The 19,809-nt window shown below is 45.3% G+C and carries 27 protein-coding genes and 3 pseudogenes; 27 read left to right on the top strand and 3 right to left on the bottom strand.

Annotated elements, in window-relative coordinates; translation table 11 throughout:
- Nucleotides 1-24: 24 nt before the first annotated feature.
- Together Q0V21_RS28355 and Q0V21_RS28350 are read right to left on the bottom strand one after the other, a co-directional pair.
- Nucleotides 25-531: a PTS sugar transporter subunit IIA gene (locus Q0V21_RS28355; RefSeq protein ID WP_024628180.1), complete on the bottom strand. Its 507-nt coding sequence runs from the start codon at nucleotides 529-531 to the stop codon at nucleotides 25-27.
- Nucleotides 528-1,412 (bottom strand): PRD domain-containing protein, encoded by an 885-nt coding sequence (locus tag Q0V21_RS28350; protein WP_301881708.1) that lies wholly within the window; start codon nucleotides 1,410-1,412, stop codon nucleotides 528-530. Before Q0V21_RS28350 ends, Q0V21_RS28355 begins: the two co-directional genes overlap by 4 nt.
- 266 nt (nucleotides 1,413-1,678) lie before the next feature.
- On the opposite strand from Q0V21_RS28350, the gene Q0V21_RS28345 reads away from it, so the two are divergent.
- From Q0V21_RS28345 to Q0V21_RS28330, 4 genes are all read left to right on the top strand, one after another.
- The gene (locus Q0V21_RS28345) at nucleotides 1,679-2,236 is read left to right on the top strand and encodes a glycerol-3-phosphate responsive antiterminator (protein ID WP_301881706.1); all 558 of its coding nucleotides are present in this window, start codon (nucleotides 1,679-1,681) and stop codon (nucleotides 2,234-2,236) included.
- Nucleotides 2,237-2,430: 194 nt separating this feature from the next.
- Nucleotides 2,431-3,252, top strand: coding sequence for an MIP/aquaporin family protein (locus Q0V21_RS28340; protein WP_301881825.1), 822 nt, complete (start codon nucleotides 2,431-2,433; stop codon nucleotides 3,250-3,252).
- A 36-nt stretch (nucleotides 3,253-3,288) separates the two neighbouring features.
- Nucleotides 3,289-4,782 (top strand): glycerol kinase GlpK, encoded by a 1,494-nt coding sequence (glpK, locus tag Q0V21_RS28335; protein WP_094937673.1) that lies wholly within the window; start codon nucleotides 3,289-3,291, stop codon nucleotides 4,780-4,782.
- 206 nt (nucleotides 4,783-4,988) lie between these two features.
- On the top strand, nucleotides 4,989-6,677 hold the full coding sequence (locus Q0V21_RS28330; protein ID WP_301881705.1) for a glycerol-3-phosphate dehydrogenase/oxidase: 1,689 nt from the start codon (nucleotides 4,989-4,991) through the stop codon (nucleotides 6,675-6,677).
- A 277-nt stretch (nucleotides 6,678-6,954) separates the two neighbouring features.
- Here Q0V21_RS28330 and Q0V21_RS33030 read toward each other — a convergent pair.
- Nucleotides 6,955-7,056, bottom strand: a pseudogene (locus Q0V21_RS33030) (CidB/LrgB family autolysis modulator); the annotation flags it as partial.
- Nucleotides 7,057-7,234: 178 nt separating this feature from the next.
- Between Q0V21_RS33030 and Q0V21_RS28325 the strand changes: the two are divergent.
- The 23 genes and pseudogenes from Q0V21_RS28325 to Q0V21_RS28215 all read left to right on the top strand — a co-directional run bounded on the left by Q0V21_RS28325 (nucleotide 7,235) and on the right by Q0V21_RS28215 (nucleotide 19,785).
- Nucleotides 7,235-7,663, top strand: coding sequence for a VOC family protein (locus tag Q0V21_RS28325; protein WP_301881704.1), 429 nt, complete (start codon nucleotides 7,235-7,237; stop codon nucleotides 7,661-7,663).
- Nucleotides 7,664-7,683: 20 nt separating this feature from the next.
- Nucleotides 7,684-8,010: a DUF962 domain-containing protein gene (locus tag Q0V21_RS28320; RefSeq protein WP_024628187.1), complete on the top strand. Its 327-nt coding sequence runs from the start codon at nucleotides 7,684-7,686 to the stop codon at nucleotides 8,008-8,010.
- 41 nt (nucleotides 8,011-8,051) lie between these two features.
- Nucleotides 8,052-8,759 (top strand): annotated as a pseudogene (locus tag Q0V21_RS28315) (AAA family ATPase).
- A 42-nt stretch (nucleotides 8,760-8,801) separates the two neighbouring features.
- Nucleotides 8,802-9,361 (top strand): annotated as a pseudogene (locus tag Q0V21_RS28310) (AAA family ATPase).
- 18 nt (nucleotides 9,362-9,379) lie between these two features.
- A complete protein-coding gene (locus Q0V21_RS28305; protein ID WP_094937679.1) occupies nucleotides 9,380-9,868 on the top strand; it encodes a cysteine hydrolase family protein in 489 nt (162 codons plus the stop codon).
- Between the two features lie 468 nt (nucleotides 9,869-10,336).
- Entirely contained in the window at nucleotides 10,337-10,858 is a 522-nt protein-coding gene (locus Q0V21_RS28300; RefSeq protein WP_301881703.1) for a GNAT family N-acetyltransferase, read from the top strand.
- A gap of 228 nt (nucleotides 10,859-11,086) precedes the next feature.
- Nucleotides 11,087-11,569, top strand: coding sequence for a hypothetical protein (locus Q0V21_RS28295; RefSeq protein WP_301881702.1), 483 nt, complete (start codon nucleotides 11,087-11,089; stop codon nucleotides 11,567-11,569).
- An 89-nt stretch (nucleotides 11,570-11,658) separates the two neighbouring features.
- Complete coding sequence (locus Q0V21_RS28290) at nucleotides 11,659-11,964, top strand: hypothetical protein (RefSeq protein WP_301881701.1); 306 nt, start codon at nucleotides 11,659-11,661, stop codon at nucleotides 11,962-11,964.
- A 249-nt stretch (nucleotides 11,965-12,213) separates the two neighbouring features.
- Nucleotides 12,214-12,528 carry a hypothetical protein gene (locus Q0V21_RS28285; protein WP_301881699.1) on the top strand — a complete coding sequence of 105 codons (315 nt, stop codon included), beginning with the start codon at nucleotides 12,214-12,216 and terminating at the stop codon, nucleotides 12,526-12,528.
- Nucleotides 12,529-12,566: 38 nt separating this feature from the next.
- Nucleotides 12,567-13,181 carry a zinc dependent phospholipase C family protein gene (locus tag Q0V21_RS28280; RefSeq protein WP_301881698.1) on the top strand — a complete coding sequence of 205 codons (615 nt, stop codon included), beginning with the start codon at nucleotides 12,567-12,569 and terminating at the stop codon, nucleotides 13,179-13,181.
- A gap of 38 nt (nucleotides 13,182-13,219) precedes the next feature.
- Complete coding sequence (locus Q0V21_RS28275) at nucleotides 13,220-13,528, top strand: hypothetical protein (protein ID WP_301881697.1); 309 nt, start codon at nucleotides 13,220-13,222, stop codon at nucleotides 13,526-13,528.
- A 65-nt stretch (nucleotides 13,529-13,593) separates the two neighbouring features.
- The gene (locus Q0V21_RS28270) at nucleotides 13,594-14,076 is read left to right on the top strand and encodes a GNAT family N-acetyltransferase (protein WP_301881695.1); all 483 of its coding nucleotides are present in this window, start codon (nucleotides 13,594-13,596) and stop codon (nucleotides 14,074-14,076) included.
- A gap of 89 nt (nucleotides 14,077-14,165) precedes the next feature.
- The gene (locus tag Q0V21_RS28265) at nucleotides 14,166-14,669 is read left to right on the top strand and encodes a DUF4188 domain-containing protein (protein ID WP_301881693.1); all 504 of its coding nucleotides are present in this window, start codon (nucleotides 14,166-14,168) and stop codon (nucleotides 14,667-14,669) included.
- Nucleotides 14,670-14,727: 58 nt separating this feature from the next.
- Nucleotides 14,728-15,240 (top strand): hypothetical protein, encoded by a 513-nt coding sequence (locus Q0V21_RS28260; RefSeq protein WP_301881692.1) that lies wholly within the window; start codon nucleotides 14,728-14,730, stop codon nucleotides 15,238-15,240.
- A gap of 32 nt (nucleotides 15,241-15,272) precedes the next feature.
- Nucleotides 15,273-15,656 carry a hypothetical protein gene (locus Q0V21_RS28255; RefSeq protein ID WP_301881691.1) on the top strand — a complete coding sequence of 128 codons (384 nt, stop codon included), beginning with the start codon at nucleotides 15,273-15,275 and terminating at the stop codon, nucleotides 15,654-15,656.
- 268 nt (nucleotides 15,657-15,924) lie between these two features.
- Nucleotides 15,925-16,371 carry a LytTR family DNA-binding domain-containing protein gene (locus Q0V21_RS28250; RefSeq protein WP_301881690.1) on the top strand — a complete coding sequence of 149 codons (447 nt, stop codon included), beginning with the start codon at nucleotides 15,925-15,927 and terminating at the stop codon, nucleotides 16,369-16,371.
- Nucleotides 16,368-16,778 carry a hypothetical protein gene (locus Q0V21_RS28245; protein WP_301881689.1) on the top strand — a complete coding sequence of 137 codons (411 nt, stop codon included), beginning with the start codon at nucleotides 16,368-16,370 and terminating at the stop codon, nucleotides 16,776-16,778. Before Q0V21_RS28250 ends, Q0V21_RS28245 begins: the two co-directional genes overlap by 4 nt.
- Before the next feature lie 15 nt (nucleotides 16,779-16,793).
- A complete protein-coding gene (locus Q0V21_RS28240; protein WP_301881688.1) occupies nucleotides 16,794-17,195 on the top strand; it encodes a hypothetical protein in 402 nt (133 codons plus the stop codon).
- 32 nt (nucleotides 17,196-17,227) lie between these two features.
- A complete protein-coding gene (locus Q0V21_RS28235; RefSeq protein ID WP_256984635.1) occupies nucleotides 17,228-17,584 on the top strand; it encodes an immunity protein Imm33 domain-containing protein in 357 nt (118 codons plus the stop codon).
- 47 nt (nucleotides 17,585-17,631) lie between these two features.
- On the top strand, nucleotides 17,632-18,042 hold the full coding sequence (locus Q0V21_RS28230; protein WP_301881687.1) for a hypothetical protein: 411 nt from the start codon (nucleotides 17,632-17,634) through the stop codon (nucleotides 18,040-18,042).
- Nucleotides 18,032-18,370, top strand: coding sequence for a hypothetical protein (locus Q0V21_RS28225; protein WP_301881686.1), 339 nt, complete (start codon nucleotides 18,032-18,034; stop codon nucleotides 18,368-18,370). The genes Q0V21_RS28230 and Q0V21_RS28225 overlap by 11 nt, the downstream gene beginning before the upstream one ends.
- A 237-nt stretch (nucleotides 18,371-18,607) precedes the next feature.
- Nucleotides 18,608-19,285 (top strand): HAD family hydrolase, encoded by a 678-nt coding sequence (locus Q0V21_RS28220; protein WP_301881685.1) that lies wholly within the window; start codon nucleotides 18,608-18,610, stop codon nucleotides 19,283-19,285.
- Nucleotides 19,282-19,785 carry a hypothetical protein gene (locus Q0V21_RS28215; RefSeq protein WP_301881684.1) on the top strand — a complete coding sequence of 168 codons (504 nt, stop codon included), beginning with the start codon at nucleotides 19,282-19,284 and terminating at the stop codon, nucleotides 19,783-19,785. The genes Q0V21_RS28220 and Q0V21_RS28215 overlap by 4 nt, the downstream gene beginning before the upstream one ends.
- The last annotated feature ends 24 nt before the right edge of the window (nucleotides 19,786-19,809 follow it).

Genomic DNA, 19,809 nt, shown 5'->3' with positions numbered 1-19,809 from the left:
CTTCCTTTCTTTTTGTGATTTATGTTATTTGGGCAAGCTGACTTTCATGATAGTTCCCAAGCCTGCTTCTACATTGCCATACTCCGGGTGTGACTCCCACGGCTGTTCTGCCGCATTCGCAACGATGACAGGGGTGATGACCGGATAACCGGCCGAAGCGATCGCATTCAGGTCAAATTCAATCAGGGTCTGACCGACAGCGACCTGATCCCCGGTCTGCACTTGGGGTGTGAAGCCCTGTCCTTTCAGGCTGACAGTATTCATACCGATATGCAGCAGCAGCTGCAGCCCGGAAGCATGCTCAATCATTACGGCATGATGCGATTTGATCAGGTGCACCACAGTGCCGTCGATAGGGGCGACCAGCCTGCCCTCCTGGGGAATCACTGCAACTCCCGGTCCCATAAGTCCTTGCGCGAACGCTTCGTCAGGCACTTCTTCCAAACTGACGCAGGTTCCGGTGAGTGGGGAGGCGACGGATATCGTCTCAGATGTTTTGGCAGATTTGTTGTTTTTCCATTTCCAGATCATTGTGTGTTGTCCTTTCTGTTGTTGGTTTTGGCATGGGTTTGAAAAAGCCGGTATAAATGCATGGCGAGAAAAGCCGTTTCTTCCTCGGGTACCTCTGTACCTAAATCCTCGGCCATTACAGCGCTCAGCTTTCTGGCCAGCTGGTATTCGGACGGATACTCATTTTGCACATATGGTGCGAAAGTGGGGGCCGTCATCGGCTGCTGATACAGGCGTTCCATGGAGAAGCGCAGGTGTATCATGAGTCTTGCCTGGCTAAGGCTGCCCTGCTCAAAGCGAACGCCACCCTCCTCTTCAATAATGGATTGAAGCTTGCTGATCACATTTGATACCTTAACCAGCTGTCCGACAGGAACGTGGTTTACGGAGGAGTACACATGGTATGTCAGGAACCCGGCCTCATCCTCCGGGACCTCTACGCCAAAGGCCTCTCCGATCATGGCCGCCGCTTCCGAGGCGATTTCGAATTCCTTCGGAAAACTAAGCTTTGTCTCCATAAGGAAAGGATTCAGAATCTCCATCCCGTTGCGAAGCCGATATAAGGTGAACTGAATATGACTCGGAAGAGCAAGGTAGATCTTGTCATTCAGCTTGCCGGGAAACTGCTCAGCGATGAGACGGATAATCCGGTCAGAGATGTCGATGACACTGGGGTCCAAGTCCTTCATCAGCTCCTGCGCCTGCCCCCACTCCTCCCGGTCCTCCAGTCGGAACCTTTTCTCAATCCGCGGATCATCGGCCTGCACGGTGCTTTCCCCCTTGAACGCAAATCCCAACCCTTTGCCGATCAGCACGTACTCCTTGGTATTCTGGTGCGACCGGGCCAGAACAATATTGCTGCCGACGACCCGCTCCACCTGCAGCATCATTCCTTTACTCACGGTTCACCGCCTCCTCGTTTCTAAAGTTAACGCTTTCATTCAGGAACGACAAAAAGAGCCAAGAAGCGAGTATGGTCTCGTCGCTTCTTGGCTCATGCCCTCTGGGGTGGTAACACGCCAATTCATTTTATGTTTTTATATAATACGTTCTTCCTACATCATATAGGAGCTGATATGACACCGTCAACCATAATTTTGTCATCCGTCTGTTCGTCGTTTAATATAGGGAATGTGTAAATGAAAAGGTACCTTCTAGGAGGCGGGACATGGCTTTTTACGGACAGCAGATTATACCGGCTGCCAAGAACATGAAGCAGTTTGAAGCGATATTGGATAGTGATTACAAGTTCGGAGTATTTCTGGATACGCATGTGGCGCAGCTCCGCAACCTGTATCAGATGGCCCGCGGCAGGGAGAAGAATATGCTTCTGCATGCCGATCTGGTGCAGGGTTTGAAGAACGACGAATATGCGGCACAGTATCTTTGCCAGGAGATTAAGCCGTTTGGCATCATTTCCACCCGCGCCGGCGTCATTACAACAGCCAAGAAGAAGGGGATTTTGGCCATTCAGCGCCTGTTCATGCTGGATACGATTGCGCTGGAGAAGAGCTACTCGCTGCTCAAGAAAACACAGCCGGATTTTATTGAGGTGTTACCCGGCGTCATGTCGCAAATGATTCCCGAGGTCAGTGAGCGGACAGGCATTCCCATTCTTGCCGGAGGGCTGATCCGCACTGTCGAGGAAGTGGAATTGGCGCTCGCTGCCGGGGCTACGGCGGTCACCACCTCGAATAAGAGTCTGTTCGATCAGTACAGTCTGTGAAAAAAATCATATTGACACCGCTTACATGTTACGATATGATCAACTCAAGTTAATACATCGTGACGGAGACGAGGAGAGCCACACAGACATCCCATGCTGCAGCATGGGGGATGTTTTGTGACGGCTCTTCTCTTTTTCGTGCGTTTGAAAGTGGTTACACGAAGTTTGCTAGGAAAATTAAGGGGGATAGGATGATGACACCATTTTTAGCCGAATTGGTAGGCACAATGATTCTGATTACACTGGGTGCAGGAGTTTGCGCCGGGGTGACGTTGAATAAATCACTCGTGAAGGGCTCAGGCTGGATCGTTATCAGCATGGGCTGGGGACTGGCGGTAGCGTTTGCGGTTTACGCGGTTGGCGGAATCAGCGGGGCGCATCTGAATCCGGCGGTGACGCTGGCGTTGGCATTCCAGGGATCGTTCCCATGGGCAGACGTACCTGCGTATATTATCGCTCAACTGATCGGGGCAATGGCCGGTGCAGCGATTGTCTATCTGCATTACCTGCCGCACTGGAAGGCCACCGAGGACCCGGGCGCGAAGCTGGGCGTATTTGCCACCGGGCCGGCGATTGATCATCCGTTTTCGAATGTGCTTAGCGAGATGATTGGGACGTTTATTTTTGTGCTCGCTCTCCAGGCTATGGGGGCTAACACTTTCACAGAAGGACTTAATCCACTGCTCGTCGGTTTCCTGGTCGTCAGCATCGGTTTGTCCCTGGGCGGTACGACAGGTTATGCGATCAACCCCGCAAGGGATTTGGGACCACGTCTTGCACACTTCCTGCTGCCGATCGCGGGCAAAGGAAGCTCCAATTGGAAATATGCGTGGATCCCGATTGTGGGTCCGCTGCTGGGCGGTTCGTTCGGAGGTCTTTTTTACAGTGCTGTATTTAAAGGAGCCTTGATTCCGGCGTTCTGGGTGGTGCTGGTTCTAATCGCTGTTGTGCTCGTTATTGCTCTGCAGGCCGGGCGCAAGAATGGAGCAAAAACCGCTGGCAAGCTGGTAGCTTGATGATTGTTCAATTAACTATATAGGAGGATGTAATTTATGGAAAAATATATTTTGTCACTGGATCAAGGAACGACCAGCTCCCGAGCTATTTTATTCAACCACAAGGGTGAAATCGTATATACGGCACAGCATGAATTCCCGCAATACTTCCCCCATCCCGGCTGGGTGGAGCAGAACGCCAATGAAATCTGGAGCTCGATTCTCGCAGTCATCGCCTCCTGTTTGTCCGAGTCGGGCGTCAAAGCCGCGCAAATTGCCGGCATCGGTATTACCAACCAGCGCGAAACGGTCGTGGTATGGGATAAAACAACCGGCCTTCCTGTATACAACGTGATTGTATGGCAGTCCCGCCAGACCGCCGAAATTTGCGAAGAGCTGAAAGCACAGGGATTGAACGACGTATTCCGCCGCAAAACAGGGCTGTTGATCGATCCGTATTTCTCCGGCACCAAGGTGAAATGGATTCTGGATCATGTGGAAGGCGCGCGTGAGAAGGCTGAACGCGGCGAGCTGCTGTTCGGCACGATTGATACCTGGCTGATCTGGAAGCTTTCTGGCGGCAAGGCGCACGTAACGGATTATTCCAATGCGGCCAGAACGCTGATGTACAACATTCATGAATTGAAATGGGATGAAGAGCTACTGGAAATTCTGGGTGTGCCGCAAAGCATGCTGCCGCAGGCTCGCCCTTCTTCCGAGGTGTACGCTCATACCGTCGATTACCATTTCTTCGGCCAGAACGTGCCGATCGCCGGAGCAGCAGGCGACCAGCAGGCGGCTCTGTTCGGGCAGGCCTGTTATGACAAAGGCATGGCCAAGAACACTTATGGCACGGGCTGCTTCATGCTGATGAACACAGGGGATCAGCCGGTCGAATCCGAGCATGGGCTGATTACGACGATCGCTTGGGGATTGGAAGAGGGGAAGGTGCAGTATGCGCTGGAAGGCAGTATTTTTGTGGCAGGCTCGGCCATTCAGTGGCTGCGCGACGGACTGCGCATGTTCAAAGAGGCGAAGGATAGCGAAGCTTATGCTGCCCGTGTAGAGTCGACCGATGGGGTATATATGGTTCCAGCCTTCGTAGGGCTCGGAAGCCCGTATTGGGACAGTGATGTGCGCGGAGCTATGTTTGGACTGACACGCGGCACGACCAAGGAGCATTTCATCCGCGCCACGCTGGAGGCCCTGGCTTATCAGACCAGGGATGTGCTGACAGCCATGGAGAGCGACTCGGGTATCAAAATGAAGGCATTGAAGGTGGACGGCGGCGCGGTTCTGAACAACTTCCTGATGCAGTTCCAGAGCGATATTCTCAGTTCTACCGTGGAGCGTCCCGCAATTCACGAAACGACAGCTCTGGGTGCCGCTTTTCTGGCCGGTCTGGCTGTTGGCTTCTGGAAGGACCTTGATGAGCTGCGCGCGCACATGAAGGTGGAGCGCTCCTTTGAGCCGGCTATGGATGAGGATACCCGGGAGCGGCTTTATGAAGGTTGGAAAAAGGCGGTTCATGCCGCTATGGCCTTCAAATAATAACCAGCTGAAAAGCGGCGGATTTATACTTTATTTTTCCGTAGCAGTATGTTACGATGAATCCAAGTTAATATCCTTGTCAGGAGATTCGGAGAGACCACGATACACCCGGCACCGCCGTGGGTGCAGTTTCGTGGTCTCTTTTTTGTCGTGCTATAGGATTATTTTGGGATAGGTGTATTTAAATAGAAATTGGAGGAAAATATATGACAACAGTTCAATTTGCGGGAAAAGAACGGGCCAAGCTGCTGCGGCGGATGGCTGGAGAGCATTTCGATGTGCTGGTGATCGGCGGCGGCATTACAGGAGCAGGGATTGCACTCGACGCGGCTACACGCGGCATGAAGGTGGCGCTGGCGGAAATGCAGGATTTTGCGGCAGGAACCTCCAGCCGCTCCACGAAGCTTGTTCACGGTGGTCTGCGTTATCTGAAGCAGTTTGAAGTCGGGATGGTGGCCGAGGTTGGCAAGGAGCGGGCGATTGTATACGAGAACGGACCGCATGTTACGACGCCGGAACGTATGTTGCTGCCGATGCATAAAGGGGGAACGTTCGGTAAGTTCACGACCTCCATCGGGCTGCAGGTATACGACCGGCTGGCGGGTGTCAAGCACAGTGAGCGGCGACGGATGCATGATGCACAGGAGACGCTCGCCAAAGAGCCGCTGCTGAAGCGTGAAGGCTTGAAGGGCGGCGGCACCTACGTGGAATACCGAACAGATGATGCCCGGATGACGATCGAGGTCATGAAAAAGGCGGTCGCCTCCGGCGCTCTGGCAGCTAACTATGCCAGGGTCTCCAAGCTGCTCTACGAAAATGGTCGTGTGATCGGAGCCCATGTGAAGGATCGTGCATCGGGCGAGGGCTATGATGTGCGGGCTACGCTGGTTATTAATGCGGCGGGGCCGTGGGTCGACACGATGCGTGAAATGGACGGGTCCAAGAAAGGCAAGATGCTGCAGCTGACCAAAGGTGTGCATCTGGTCTTCGATCAGCAGCGTTTCCCGCTGCACCAGGCGATCTATTTCGATACGCCGGATGGGCGGATGGTGTTTGCGATCCCGCGGGATCGCAAAACCTACGTCGGAACGACGGATACGGTTTATAAGGCGGATACGGCCCATCCGCGAATGACTACGGCGGACCGCACCTATATTATCAATGCGATCAACTATATGTTCCCGGACGTGAAAATCACCGCTGAGGATGTGGAATCCAGTTGGGCGGGGGTACGGCCACTGATTTATGAGGAAGGCAAGGATCCCTCGGAAATTTCGCGCAGAGATGAAATTTGGGAGTCGGCATCCGGGATGGTCACTATTGCGGGCGGCAAGCTGACAGGCTACCGTAAAATGGCGGAGATGGTCGTGGATCGGGCAGCAGAGCTGCTGAAGAACCGGGCAGGTGCCTCCTATGGCGGCGCAGTTACCAGAGACTTGACCATGTCCGGCGGCGATGTGGGCGGTTCCAAGGGTTTTGAGGGCTTCGTGCGATCAACTGCCGATAAGGGCGCTTCTCACGGAGTGCCACGCCAACTGGCGGAAGCCTGGGTCAAACGCTACGGCTCCAACGCTGAGCGGCTGTTCGCCATTGCCGCCCGGCCGAAGCAGGGCCAGGCCGAGGATGCGCTTCCGGATGAGGTGCGAGTACCGCTGCTGTACGCCATGGAGGAGGAGATGGCGGTCACGCCGGCTGATTTCTTCATCCGCCGCACCGGCGCTCTCTTCTTCAATATTGCCTGGGTGAAGCAGTGGAAAACACAGGTTATTGGGCTCATGGCCGAACGGGCAGGCTGGAGTGCAGAGCAGCAGGAGTGGTACACGGAGGAGCTGGAGACGGAACTGCATTATGCCGTGGTGCCTGAAGACGAGAAGAGTACTGTGTCGGTTGGATAGGCGGAGGAAGTCCCAGAAGCTCCATTGAACTGGGGCTTCTCTTTTTTATGTGGTGAAACGCTCCGGGAACGAAGCATTCCTCCAATTGCTATTGATCCTCCGGGCCAAAGGCGAACGCTCCGCTTTTCCGGAATTGCTTCGTGCATATTCATAAATGAAGAAAATAGAAGGAATCGCTAATTAACAGGATCTTCTGTTATTCCGTGAAAAAGGTCGAGAACAGGAGCAAACTTACCTCTGTTCTCGACCTTTTGTTCGTGAATAGTCCATTACGCTGTTAGTGCAGGAGCAGCAGTCCCACGAGGAACGACGCGATTGCCAGTGTGAACACTGCGGCCAGCACCATAGAGATGCTGGAGATCGTTCCGGTTAGCCGACTCAGTGATTTTTTTGCAAAAGAAACAGGACACCATGCACCTCTTGTCTAATGGTTAAAGTACCCACAATAACCTGAAGAGGGGGTGTCCTTAACAACAATTGACGTAAACATGACTTATTAACAGGTTGGAGTTATCCTATTCCAAATTCATGTTGAAAAGATATGGGAGGAGAAGAATATGGTTCCACAGCGAGTTAGTCTCGTAACTATTGGTGCAATGAATTTGCCCAAACTGCGTTCGTTCTATCAGAAGCTTGGCTGGAGTGAGACAGCAATCAGTTCAGATCAGTACAGTGTCTTTGAAACGACAGGTGTATTGTTATCGTTATATCCTATTCGGGAGCTTGAGAAAGATACGGGTATGACATTCAGTGCATCTGGTGGATTGAAGGGAACGTTACTGGCAATCAATGTGGATAAAGCGGAAGACGTGGATGATACCATTGGAAAAATTCGTGAAGCCGGAGGGAATGTAATCAGAGAACCATATGACGCTGCCTGGGGCGGAAGAATTGCTTATTTTCTGGACCCGGAGAATAACTGCTGGGAAGTCACTTGGAATCCAACCGCCGTATTCGATGAAAAAGGAGCCATGATCACATTTTAAGGTGAAATGAGTGTGACCGCATGTTGAATCGTGTTCGCAAAGATTTGCGTTATTATCTTCAGGAACATCAGGATCGGAACAACCTCATCTTGCATTATTTCGCATTTTTATCGGCGTTTGTAGCCTGGATTTTTTTGTTCATTAATATCAAAATCATGCTGGTTCTGGCACTTCTTCATTACGCCCTGTCCTGGATTGGGCACTTCTATTACGAAGGCAACAAACCGGCGGCATTCCGGTATCCGCATATCGGTTTTTATGCCGGGTTCACCTGGTTTTTTATCAAGACCATTGAGATCATCACCCGCAAAGAGATTATCCATCCGTGGATCAATCAAGAGGACTGAAACCAGCAGGAGTCCAACGTTATAAGAATAGGAGTGTGTCTATGTACCTTCGAAGTGTGGAGTTACTGTCTGATAAAGTGGAAAATCCGGATTAATATCCGTTTCATATACCGTCCATACAGTCATTGGAGCGATTGGAATTCAATAATAACATTACTTTTTTTGTTGGTGAAAATGGATCGGGCAAGTCCACGCTCTTGGAAGGCATCGCTCATCAATGTGGATTTAATACAGCCGGGGGCGGGAGAAATAACTACTTTGAGATTGATGCTGCAGAATCGTCATTAGGGGATTATTTGCGTTTATCCTGGCTGCCCAAAATCTCAAAAGGCTTCTTCATGCGCTCGGAGTCTTTCTACCAATTTGCCTCCCATGTGGATGAGATGGGTACTCTTGAATACTATGGCGGGCGTTCGTTGCATGAACAATCCCATGGGGAGTCTTTTCTCAATCTGTTTGTGAACCGATTCAATTCCAAAGGCATCTATCTGCTCGATGAACCCGAAGCCGCCTTATCTCCAGCCCGTCAACTCTCCTTGTTGCGCATTCTTCACGATCTATCAGCTAATTCCCAATTTATTATCGCGACACATTCGCCAATTTTATTGGGTTATCCGGGGGCATGCATTCTGAGTTTTGACGGTGGTGGAATCCAGGAAGTGGAGTATGAGGATACAGAGCATTATCAGATCACCCGTAGTTTCCTGGAAAACCGCGACCGGATGCTGAACGAGTTGTTCAAGGACTAAAATGAAATAATGGAGCGATTAAGTCATAAAGGAGGCATTGATATCAAACATCGAATACATATCTTTGGAGCATCAGGCTCAGGAGCATCTACCCTTGGTCAGGTACTATTAACGAAGCTCCCTCATGTAAACTTGGATGGGGATGATTATTTTTGGATTGAGAAATTCACTACACCGCGAGAACCTCTGGACAGATTAAAGAGGCTTACGGAAGATCTCAATAAACACCAGCAGTGGATTCTCTCAGGAGCAGTTTGTGGTTGGGGCGATCGTTTGAAGCCGCTTTTTGATCTGGTCATTTTTCTGCATGTACCTAATGAGATCAGACTTGAGCGTCTGAGAACAAGAGAAGCCTTGAGGTATGGTGATGCGATTTTACCAGAGGTGGAAGCATGTATGAGGAATCCAAAGAATTTTTGGCGTGGGCCTCGCAATATGAAAACGGGGGTTTAGACATAAGAAGCAAAGCTCTGCATGAATACTGGATGAGCGATTTAACTTGCCCGATTTTGAAGATTGAGGGGCGTCATTCCGTCAAGGAAAGAGTGGACATCGTGATGCAATATTTGAATGAAAATGCAACTTCATCAGCAGAAAATTAAATTTAGAGGAGAGATTATATGAAAATAGGTTTTCTGATCGTGGATATGCAAGAGAGTATTGTAAGGGATAAGTTGGATCAAAAAGCAATAGACCGCGCTTGTGAATATATCAATCATGTCGCAGATGTTCTTCGTTCGAGCGGGCATGTGGTGGTTCATGTGCAGGACGTGGAGGGGATGGAGGATTCAGATTCAGAGGCGTATCGTATTATTTCCGAGGTTGATGTGAATGAGAAGGATCTAACGGTTACCAAGGAAAGTTCCAACGCATTCTGGCAGACAGACTTGGAGCAGATCTTGAAGAGTCACGGTGTTGAGCTGTTGATCATATCGGGATTTGCCGCCGAGGAATGTGTTCTGTTTACCTATAATGGCGCGATGGAGCGAGGATTTAGACCTGTCATGTTGCAAAATGGGATTCTCAGCACGCATCCCGAAGCGGTGATTTCAACCTATAGGGACCGGAATGTGATTTCCTATCCTGTAGTTAATTATTTAATCAAATAAGTGTCGGTCGGTTAATTATAGATATCGTTGGTTACTGTAAAAATGGAGGTGATGGCTCTAAATATGCTTAGCATCGTTTTAGTCATGTGGTTTGCAGTAGGGTTAGTACTTTTCGTTCAAGGGTTAAAGAAAGGATCTCCACTTATGTTATTTTTGGGTGTGATATCGATCCTGGCTTCCATACTTACGTTTATGGGGGGGATGGCTTTTTTACCTCTTGTTAGTCCCGTTGCACTTGCCATTGCATACCTTGCGAAGAAAAATAAAACGACAAAAATGCCTAAACGGACTCTGTAAAGGGTCTCTTTTTATACATAAGCATTTTCTCCAAGACAGGATACTTGATGGTTTAAATCAAACTTTGCCTATATCTGTTTTAGCTGAAACCGTATATTTAGAGCAGGGCACAGCAAGCGCTGTGTATTACGATAAGCTTTGAGCCTAAATCCATGATAAGGGAGATATGCAATGATGATGAATGTACAAATCACAAGTATTTTGGCAGAAAAGAAGGAATTATTTCTCAACCTGTACAACTTGTATTTATATGATCTTTCCGAGTTCTCGGGTGAAGATTTGCTAGAAGAGGGGAAGTACGATCCGACGAATACCTATCTCTATCTGGAACGATCGGAATTACATCCGTTTTTTATTCAATATGATGGAAAGGTAATCGGATTTGTGCTGGTTTGCTCTCCTCCATATGTAGCTGAGGGTGTTGACTATACGGTACAAGAGCTGTTTCTGGTCAAAAAGTATCGTGGGCAAGGATTGGCTGCTCAAGCGGTTGATCTGGTGTTTGCACAATTTCAGGGAAGATTCAAAGTGGAGCAACTGGCCAATAACCAATCAGCTGTTTCATTCTGGAAAAAATACTATGAACAACATCACATTGAGTATGTAGAGTCTGAGTATAGCATTGTAATTAAAAACATCGCTGGGAGCCACCGGATTCTGTCTCAAACTTTTGTACGTGCAAGAACGGACTAGTCACTATTTCAATCTAACTCATTCTATGTTCAAGAAGTTTCTGTCTCCTCCCTTATTTGGGAGTCTGACAGGATCTTTTTTTGTGTTTTGTCTAGCCAAAAGGAATTGAAAGTAGATCATTCTGAGCTTATATAATAACTTCGCATTTACCAATACATGGGTTATGATGATTGAAAAGAGTTCACTGGTGGGAAAACATGCGTTATATCATAGGAAGGGGACGAAAATATGCCGATGCACCATTTTGTTATTGAAAATAAGTCGGAAATAAATGAATCTATCTACACCTCTTATTCATGGGATACTCATGGTGATATACATAAAAGTAGAATAATGGCAGATGAACATGCTTACTTGGAAGATGAGTTCATTTCATACATTCAGGATTCTCTTAACTGGTTGAATACGTGGAACCCATCTACCTGTAAAAAATGTAGTGGACTGAACAACTATGGAATAACGGTTATTGAAGAAACAGATACCTTGTTGAAGTTTCATCAACTAATTCGCGCATGGATTGATGTATTCAACCTTGCTCCTGATCAGATCAAGCTTACAGGGGATTATTGTTTGGATGGAAATGAACAGAGGGGCTATTATGAGAAACTCATGTATAACAGAGTTGAATTGATAAACGAATTAAATAAGCTTGCGAATATAGCAAAAGATGCTGAGGTGAATGGGAAGTGTATTGTGCATTTTGGCATTTGATCTTCTAAAGTGAAATTTCTTATGGAACATTGCTGCTGACTATAGGAGAAGCAGGCCATTTGAAAAGAGACGAGTAAAGAGGTGTAGAAATGGAACAGAACAAAATTTCAGCATACCAAACATTAATATACCAAGCGTTTTTAGATATACGTGTGATTGCATCCAAATTAGCAAATTCCTCAATTGAAGATGTCGAGGATACCAAAAGAAATAGTTTGCTCATATTTTATATGACAAACGCTTTTCACAATCTTGCATTATCAATTGCTGAGGGTACAAATTCAATTTATGAAGATGACTTCTGGAGTAGAATAAAGTTTATTAATGAGAAATTTCCTGATTCGACACAGTATAAAGACATATTTAATCAGTTGATTCAAAATTCAGATGGTTAAAAGATGAATCACTGAAGTACATTTAAGTTTGCAGTAGTAACCCATCATCCTTGGCATATGAAAAAGTAAAGGAGAGGCCTATGAACCAGTTTTCAGTGCCTGAGTCGATTGAAGATTCTGTAGAATCATTATTATCGAGCTTTTAGTTCTGGGTCGCAGACTGCAACAATTGATCGAGAAAAAGAATTTATCATTTGGCTTACGCAACACGACCAAAATTGTGTAGACCTTGGGAGCGTTGGGTTTGATATGGATGAAATGCCATGGACAGAAGAAGATTTTTATCCTATGAAACAATTCTTGTTAAAGACAATCGAAGGAACGATACATAAAACGGGATGGGCTTATGAGCCCAGTGTGCAATGGAGCAACATCACATTTCAACATTTCTATCATATGATTGAAAGTTTTGAGCAAAAACATGTAAATTCTCAAAATTACCTCGAATGGATAACACCTTATGAAGGTGACGAGGTGCCAACGATCCCAGAGGGCTATCCATTGTGTAATCAGCATTCGGTATATTTATCATGTTTTGGATGTATCATCTGCAATTCTTTATAATGGAAATCCCCCATTTTAATAGAGATAGGAGTATTACTATGCCTTGGCCCATGGTTCATTTTGCAATCGCATCTGAATTATTATCTGATCCAAGTCCTGAATTTATAGTGGGAAGTCTTGCACCTGACTCTATTCATGTGAGAACGAATGAAAGAGCTGAAAAGGCAAAAACGCATCTCATGCCAGAGACAGGACGGTTTGCAACAGATGAAGAGCTCAGGGCATTTTTCAATTCCAACAAGAAACGTGCGCAAGGTGATCCTAAGTTCGTGCAATATTTGTGCGGGTACATCTCCCATGTATATACGGATCGGGTATGGACTTTCGTGATTTATCCCGCATATGAGGAACATTCCAATGGAAGAAATATTTATACGGAGGATGTTACGAAGCTGGAATTTATGATTTTGAGAAAAAGGTCTGATGGCCATGATTTATTGGATAAGCTGGAAGCAGGTAAAGCTTTTGACTTAGGTGGATTGCCGGAGCAAGAGGTGTATCAGTATAGAAAAGAAAAAGTAGACTTTTTAAATAACCTTGAAAATGAGCCCTTAGGTGATTTGAGCATATTATCTATGGAAGCTATAGAAGAGTTTATTCATACGACAGCCCGGAGACTGAAACAATTGTTTACAAATTGGGAGGTGTTTTAACATTTAGGTGGCATTGCTTAAGTAAGGGAGTGATATTTTTGAAGGTATACAAGAAACAAGTTCGTAAAATAGCGATAAAGGACATTTTGTTCCTGTATGTTGTGGACGAGCAGGCACAAGATCTTATAATCCGTATATTTTCGAATACGTATAAATCTACATTTGTGGAGTTTGTTGTCCCTTGGGAAGATACGTGGGATATATTTGTCTATGAGCCCAAGCTGATTTCGAATCTCATTCAACACGCATTAAAACAAGGATGGGACTGCAACCAGAAAAATAATAGAATGAAATTCGATAACGCGACAAGTATCATAAGAGTATTAATGGCAGAGAAAGAAGCATGATGATGGCTTGGTTATACCATCCGATTTATTAGAAGGAGCTAACAAGGAAAGCAGAGGTGTTCAAAATGGAAAAACGGATTATCCTCGCCCCGTATCATGAGAAGTACGATCAAGACTTGGCTAATTTTTCACTGAGTGATGAACAGGTTCAATTTACTGCAATGCCTGCGCAAGTGATTGAGGAGGCATTCCAAAATCCGAACAAATATCCGGTAGTGATTTTGAATGATGAGACTCCAGTTGGTTTCTTCATATTACATAAGCATTCTGAATACGTAGAGGAAAGGGATTCTTCTCGAAAGATACTGGTACGAGCGCTATCCATTACGATGGAACATCAGGGGAACGGGTATGCATTGGCTGCTATGAGGGCTCTGCCAGATTTGGTTAAGCAGCTTGATCCGAAGGTCAATGAAATTATTTTAGCTGTGAATGAGGGGAATATTGTGGCACAAAAGCTGTATCTGAAAGTAGGTTTTCTGGATATGGGCGAGCGGAAAATGGGCATTCATGGTCTTCAATTGATTTTGCAATATAGAATGGAGTAGGGCCCGGGAATACGGTAATGCCAATATCGTCAAGCACAATACACTCCAAACGGGGGCTAAGTATATATTTGATAAAAAGGAGGAGTAATGTGGCGAACATACACAAGGGAAGATATTCAGCTGAGATTGAAGGCGAGTTTGTTGTTTTTATTATTGGTATGAGAATTAATCGTCTGTGGGCCATACACAAGTGGTTACCAGTGTTTAAATCCATGGGTCCGATGATTAAAGAACTGTACATGAACCCGGATACCGGGTTTCTGGGGACGGAATATTTTATGAGCTGGCGTGGAGTGACCCTGCTGCAATATTGGAGATCTTATGATGAGCTGGAGAAATACGCACGCGGTGGCCTGCACCTGGAGGCATGGAAACGATTTAACCAAACCGTTGGATCGGATGGAAGCGTAGGAATATATCATGAAACTTATAAATCTCAACCTGGTTCATATGAGACCATATATGCGAATATGCCCAAATTCGGATTAGCTAAAGTGTCTAATCATGTTTCAGCGACAGGCAGGAAGGAAACCTCCAGACGTAGAATAGGTGGAGAGAATGATCCCGCAGTACAATCACCGGAGAATCCTTAGCATATGACTCAAGTGAAGTTCGAATTTACAATCATCGCAAGTAGAGAGGAGCATGTTATTGAAAGTTAAAATCAAACTAGAAGATTTGGGTTCTGAGCAGCTTAGCTGGCTATGTGTCCAACCGATGTTGATCTCCGTTCGTGGTAAAGATGTTGCAGCAAAAGCAGAGGTATATCGGCAATTACATGAAGGACAACAAGCGATATTTCTATTCTATTCCTATCATAACCATACCAAGAGCTTGGCGGAGTTTTATTGGTTTTCGGCGTACAACATTATTGACATGAAGAGCTGGAATGGAATTAAGAACGGGATGCGCTATTTTAATCAAAATGAAATGGTAACTCTGCTGGACGACATCGAGCGTTTGATTACTGATAAAAATAAAGTTGGAGACACGTGGCGTGAGGTCCTGCCCACGGATTTGGAGAAAGACCCGATCCTGCTGCAAAGAACGGAAGAACTATACGCTAAATATCGAGCCACGGCTCAGGAAGCTATTTTACACATGAATGAAATCATTCGGCAAAATCAGGAGATGTATCTGGAGATTACGGAGATCCACACCTAAAGTAATCTCAAAATATAAGGAGTGATCTGTTCATGAAATCTCCAGGTGGATCCATTTTTCCTTATTATTATGAAGGTGGAGAAATCCATTGTCTAAAATATGGAAGCAAGCATAAAGACCAAGAAAAGCTTTTCGATGTGATGAGACAAGAAGAGGCTTTCATCTTAGGGATCAATAAAAAGCTCAAGGTTTGGGTGGATATGTATGAGACGAAGATTACCAAAGATGTTTTGGATCAGTTAATCTGCAATATGAATAATCTCAAAGATCATCTGGATAAGCTCTCATTTGTAGGATTATCATGGATGGATCGTTGGAAATTAAAAAGAAGATTGAAGAGCCTAGGGATGGGGCAATCTGTATCATTTTATGCTGATCCTGAAGAGGCAAAGACATGGCTGATAACGGATCGATGATTTGATCTTTAGCAGCAGGTGTGGGTAAAGGACATAGGAGAACTACTCTTCATGGGTAGTTCTTTTTTCATGATTTTGAAGGCGAAACGATGCTGCTGTAATTCGAAATTAGTCTAACATAAAAGAATGAGTAGTCCTTTTTATCGTGTCTATACGCTGAAAAATCAGTACCGATGTAACAAACCTGCAATTTCATGCAACAAAACGCAATTCTGTGGGTTTGTTGTGGCTTTACTTGTAATATGAGTTGTGAGAGGAGGAACAGTAAATGAAAGTCATTTTTGAAGAGGAACTGTTAATGGAAAAAAGCATGGCCAAGGTCATAACCCATCCTGATGAGAAGTCCCATTGGGACAGTATCCAAGAAGCGATCTGCCAATCGGAAACAAAACTTGTTGTCATCAATGCTAAGAACAATCGCAATGTGCAGATCGAGTTGAGTTCGGTGGTTGCGATTGAATCAGAGGATCGATTGTGCTGTGTGCGTGTCATTACAGGGGAAAGGTATTTGCTCAACAAACGCCTGAAGTTTGTGGAAGAGGATCTGAGGTCATCCCAGTTGGTGAAAATCAATAATCAAACCATCATTAACACAAGGCATATAAGTGAATTCTCGTCAACAAACCATGCCAGGATCAAGGTTGATCTGAACGACGGCTCCAGTTACTTTGTCAGTCGATTTTACATTAAAAATTTTAGGGGGAAATTATCATGATTAGTCAGTTGAAGCAATCATTTTTTCAAGTGTTTACGGTAACTTCGTTGTGGGTGACCTTGTTACTCACACTATTCTCTAATGGTCAGTCCATTGAAATGGGTTACTTGTGGAATATTGCCGGGATTTCAGCTATTGCCGCTATACTGTTTGGCGTATTGTACAATGCACTGTGGAACTACTTTACGATGAAACCCCTGTGGAATATCATCATTTCTTCCACGTTTAATATTGTAGGAGGCATGGCGATCGTATGGTTGTTTTCTACAGACATGTTCCTATTAATTGCTCCCTGGTTCCCTGGAATGTGGGTCTTATCCATCGTACTGCACATTATTGGTTTTTATTTCTATGCTAAAATGGATAGCAGGAAAAAAGCGGAAGAATTAAACAATATTCTGAAGTAAGCAAGGGGAACGAAGATGGACGAAAAAGAGATTTTGGAGTTGTACGGTTTAGATCCAGATACCAAACACAGGCAGCATATCAGGGAGTTGTTGCAGCAAGAGATCGAGAATCAAGAAGCAGTGGATCATGAATATCTCACAACCTTATGTATTATGTTATTCTGCATCGGAAATGTAGAGGACACTGGGCTGATCTGGCAGGCCAAACGCAAGAATCAGGATACGGGCAGTTATATTGATGTACAGCTTCTGTGTGGTGCCGGTTATGAGAAGACAGTGACTTATCTGGAACAGAAGGATGGGGATCAAGCGGTAGAACAGTTGAACTATCTTAGACAGTGTGAGCCATATGACTTTGTTGATTTTTCCAAAGAGGAATGGGTCTCTAACTATAAACAATATTATGAACTGCTTTAGTCATATCCAATACGCTAGAAATGAGATAATCAATGATGACAAATACGGCTTCCATTGAGGAACAGTTGCAGATGTGCCAGAAATATAATGCAAACTATGTGCCCAGCGAATTGCACCATAAGATTGGAATCGCCTGGAACGTCAAAGAGAAGTTGGAACCGATCCACGGAATGCGTATTCAGCCCGAGGGAGATACAACCGGATGGTATATTTGGGCAGAAAAATACTCGGATGCAGACGATTTTTTTGTACCTTTACATGTAACACACATCGATGACTGGGATCTGAAAATCAAGAAGTACCTCGGACTTGCGCCGGGATGGCGGTTTGTGATTGCAGAAGATTATGAGGATGTATGGTTTGACGAGCAGTTGCTTAACAGGTCATAGACAGAGCAGCCAACGAGTTTAAATGGAACTTTGAAAGGAGTCATAAAATGCCAAGTGTGCATGATAACATCATATTAAGTTACGAAGTCGATTTGGAGAACGAACGCATTAGGATGCGTACGCGTTCGTATCACTCTGATTTGTCTGAAGATACGGATATCCTTTTCTCGGATGTATTGGCACATTCGTTTGATACACCGATGCAAGGCAGCATTATCTTCGATATTAACGACGTTGGTTTAGATCATTTTATCAATTACAACCGCGATTTGTTGGAAAAGGAGAGAGGTCAGGGCTGGGCTATTTCGTATAAAACGGATGAAGAGCTGGAAAGCAAGTTGATTGAAGGGGAATATCTGTACCTGGTCATTACATCATCATATGGATTAAGTGGCTGGGTATTAGCTAAAAAGGTTGAATTGATAACAAAGCAGCGGAATGAAAAAGATGAAGAGTAGTTTCAGTTATGAACCCAACATGATCCGTAAATTACCAGTAGTTATGAGTCTTGTCACTTTAGTTGTCATTATGATTATTACCAATCCAACCAGAACCGATTTTTATACATGGCTGGAAAGCGAGTATGGTATACATGTCTCCTACGACATCAATGAAACGACGTATACACAGATCACGAACGGCCAGGAAAAAAGTCTTAATTTCAGAAGCGGACATATACAGCATGTGGGAATCTTTACTACGTATAATGAGATTTTTATGGATGCTGAGGGTAATGTGATCAACATTAAAGCCATTGGTGTAATGAACATGTTCTTTAAAAGATAGTTGGTTGCTGTTCAGATGTTGGAAGTTGGAAAGGATTTATCGACATACCACGCTTTTGTATGATGCGAACATGCAGAGCAGCGTGGTTTTTGTGTTGAGCAGAATCCGTAAGGAGGGAGGATTACGTTATTTGGTTCATTCGCAAATTCCACATTATGGGTTATGATGTACCTACAGAGAAAATTTAACATACATAGGAAGTTTTTCGGATTAGCGCATTCCAGTGGGAGGGATAGAATGAAAGCCATTTTCCTTGATTTCTACGGGACAGTTGTTCATGAAGATGATGACATTCTTCCCGTGATTTATCAACAAGTTCAGGCGACAGCGCAGGTTGAATGTACAACGGATGAGATCGGAGCATATTGGTGGAAGGCTTTTTCAACGTTGTTTTATGCAAGCCATGGCAGCCAGTTTACCACGCAAAGAATGCTGAATGTGCAATCTCTGGCAGAAACACTTCTCCATTTCAAATCGGATCTACAGGCTGAGTCGCTTAATCAGGAACAGTTAGCTCATTGGCGTAACCCGGGCATATTTGCTGATTCAATTCCCTTTCTTAATTCTCTTGAAATCCCTATATATCTTCTTTCCAATATCGATACGGATGACGTGAAAACCGCAATGAAGGCACATAACATTGAAGTGGCCGGAGTGATTACCAGCGAGGATGTTCGATCTTATAAGCCAAGGTCAGAGATGTTTGATGAAGCGATCAAGAGGTATGATTTGCAGCGAGATGAGGTGATCCATATAGGGGATTCTCTAGTGAGTGATGTACAAGGAGCGCAAAATGCGGGAATTAAGGCTATCTGGTTGAATCGAAAAGGAAAACCCAAACCGCAACAGATTACACCGGATTATGAGTGCAAAGATCTTGGCGAAGTTGTGCATATGTTGGAGGGTTGGGCATGAAAAAGTTAACCGTGTTGTCATTATTATTTCTGTTCTTAATCGCCTGTCAGGATAAAACAACCCATGAAGCTGTACCGAAACCAACGATTCCAGTGACGGAAAGCGTTACTGATGAAGCAATCGAGCAGAAGGACGATGAAGCAGAAGCACCCAAAGGCATTCCTCCTGTTTACCTTGATGAAACGAAGTATACAGGTGATGAACTGGAAATCGTCCAACTGATGAACGTTCGCATGCATTATATATGGGAAGAAGATGAGAAGGGCTATATGAGCCTTTTTGATCCACAATCGCCAGTCTCAGGCATGCCAGTTTCAAAAGTTCGCAAGGTGATCTCAATGAGCAAGATCAAGATTCGAGAGCAAAAGAAACTCTATGAGGCACTTGTGATGGTTACTGAATTAAGAGCGAACGGGGAAGAGTTCGGCCCTAGCATGGTGTTTTGGAAAAAGAAAGCGGATGGCGATGCTGCGAAATGGATTTTTGCAGACATCGATTAACAACAACTGAATGATATGAAGTTA

It is taken from the genome of Paenibacillus sp. 11B (assembly GCF_030487755.1).
GTDB classification, from domain to species: Bacteria; Bacillota; Bacilli; order Paenibacillales; family Paenibacillaceae; genus Paenibacillus; species Paenibacillus vandeheii.
This window is presented reverse-complemented; position numbering and strand designations above follow the sequence as displayed.

What these genes read in the sequence shown, in the direction of transcription:
- Q0V21_RS28355 (WP_024628180.1), bottom strand. Translation starts at nt 531, where the DNA reads ATGATCTGGAAATGGAAAAACAACAAATCTGCCAAAACATCTGAGACG.
- Q0V21_RS28345 (WP_301881706.1), top strand. Translation starts at nt 1,679, where the DNA reads ATGGCTTTTTACGGACAGCAGATTATACCGGCTGCCAAGAACATGAAG.
- Q0V21_RS28340 (WP_301881825.1), top strand. Translation starts at nt 2,431, where the DNA reads ATGACACCATTTTTAGCCGAATTGGTAGGCACAATGATTCTGATTACA.
- glpK (WP_094937673.1), top strand. Translation starts at nt 3,289, where the DNA reads ATGGAAAAATATATTTTGTCACTGGATCAAGGAACGACCAGCTCCCGA.
- Q0V21_RS28330 (WP_301881705.1), top strand. Translation starts at nt 4,989, where the DNA reads ATGACAACAGTTCAATTTGCGGGAAAAGAACGGGCCAAGCTGCTGCGG.
- Q0V21_RS28325 (WP_301881704.1), top strand. Translation starts at nt 7,235, where the DNA reads ATGGTTCCACAGCGAGTTAGTCTCGTAACTATTGGTGCAATGAATTTG.
- Q0V21_RS28320 (WP_024628187.1), top strand. Translation starts at nt 7,684, where the DNA reads ATGTTGAATCGTGTTCGCAAAGATTTGCGTTATTATCTTCAGGAACAT.
- Q0V21_RS28305 (WP_094937679.1), top strand. Translation starts at nt 9,380, where the DNA reads ATGAAAATAGGTTTTCTGATCGTGGATATGCAAGAGAGTATTGTAAGG.
- Q0V21_RS28300 (WP_301881703.1), top strand. Translation starts at nt 10,337, where the DNA reads ATGATGATGAATGTACAAATCACAAGTATTTTGGCAGAAAAGAAGGAA.
- Q0V21_RS28295 (WP_301881702.1), top strand. Translation starts at nt 11,087, where the DNA reads ATGCCGATGCACCATTTTGTTATTGAAAATAAGTCGGAAATAAATGAA.
- Q0V21_RS28290 (WP_301881701.1), top strand. Translation starts at nt 11,659, where the DNA reads ATGGAACAGAACAAAATTTCAGCATACCAAACATTAATATACCAAGCG.
- Q0V21_RS28285 (WP_301881699.1), top strand. Translation starts at nt 12,214, where the DNA reads ATGGATGAAATGCCATGGACAGAAGAAGATTTTTATCCTATGAAACAA.
- Q0V21_RS28280 (WP_301881698.1), top strand. Translation starts at nt 12,567, where the DNA reads ATGCCTTGGCCCATGGTTCATTTTGCAATCGCATCTGAATTATTATCT.
- Q0V21_RS28270 (WP_301881695.1), top strand. Translation starts at nt 13,594, where the DNA reads ATGGAAAAACGGATTATCCTCGCCCCGTATCATGAGAAGTACGATCAA.
- Q0V21_RS28255 (WP_301881691.1), top strand. Translation starts at nt 15,273, where the DNA reads ATGAAATCTCCAGGTGGATCCATTTTTCCTTATTATTATGAAGGTGGA.
- Q0V21_RS28250 (WP_301881690.1), top strand. Translation starts at nt 15,925, where the DNA reads ATGAAAGTCATTTTTGAAGAGGAACTGTTAATGGAAAAAAGCATGGCC.
- Q0V21_RS28245 (WP_301881689.1), top strand. Translation starts at nt 16,368, where the DNA reads ATGATTAGTCAGTTGAAGCAATCATTTTTTCAAGTGTTTACGGTAACT.
- Q0V21_RS28240 (WP_301881688.1), top strand. Translation starts at nt 16,794, where the DNA reads ATGGACGAAAAAGAGATTTTGGAGTTGTACGGTTTAGATCCAGATACC.
- Q0V21_RS28235 (WP_256984635.1), top strand. Translation starts at nt 17,228, where the DNA reads ATGATGACAAATACGGCTTCCATTGAGGAACAGTTGCAGATGTGCCAG.
- Q0V21_RS28230 (WP_301881687.1), top strand. Translation starts at nt 17,632, where the DNA reads ATGCCAAGTGTGCATGATAACATCATATTAAGTTACGAAGTCGATTTG.
- Q0V21_RS28225 (WP_301881686.1), top strand. Translation starts at nt 18,032, where the DNA reads ATGAAGAGTAGTTTCAGTTATGAACCCAACATGATCCGTAAATTACCA.
- Q0V21_RS28220 (WP_301881685.1), top strand. Translation starts at nt 18,608, where the DNA reads ATGAAAGCCATTTTCCTTGATTTCTACGGGACAGTTGTTCATGAAGAT.
- Q0V21_RS28215 (WP_301881684.1), top strand. Translation starts at nt 19,282, where the DNA reads ATGAAAAAGTTAACCGTGTTGTCATTATTATTTCTGTTCTTAATCGCC.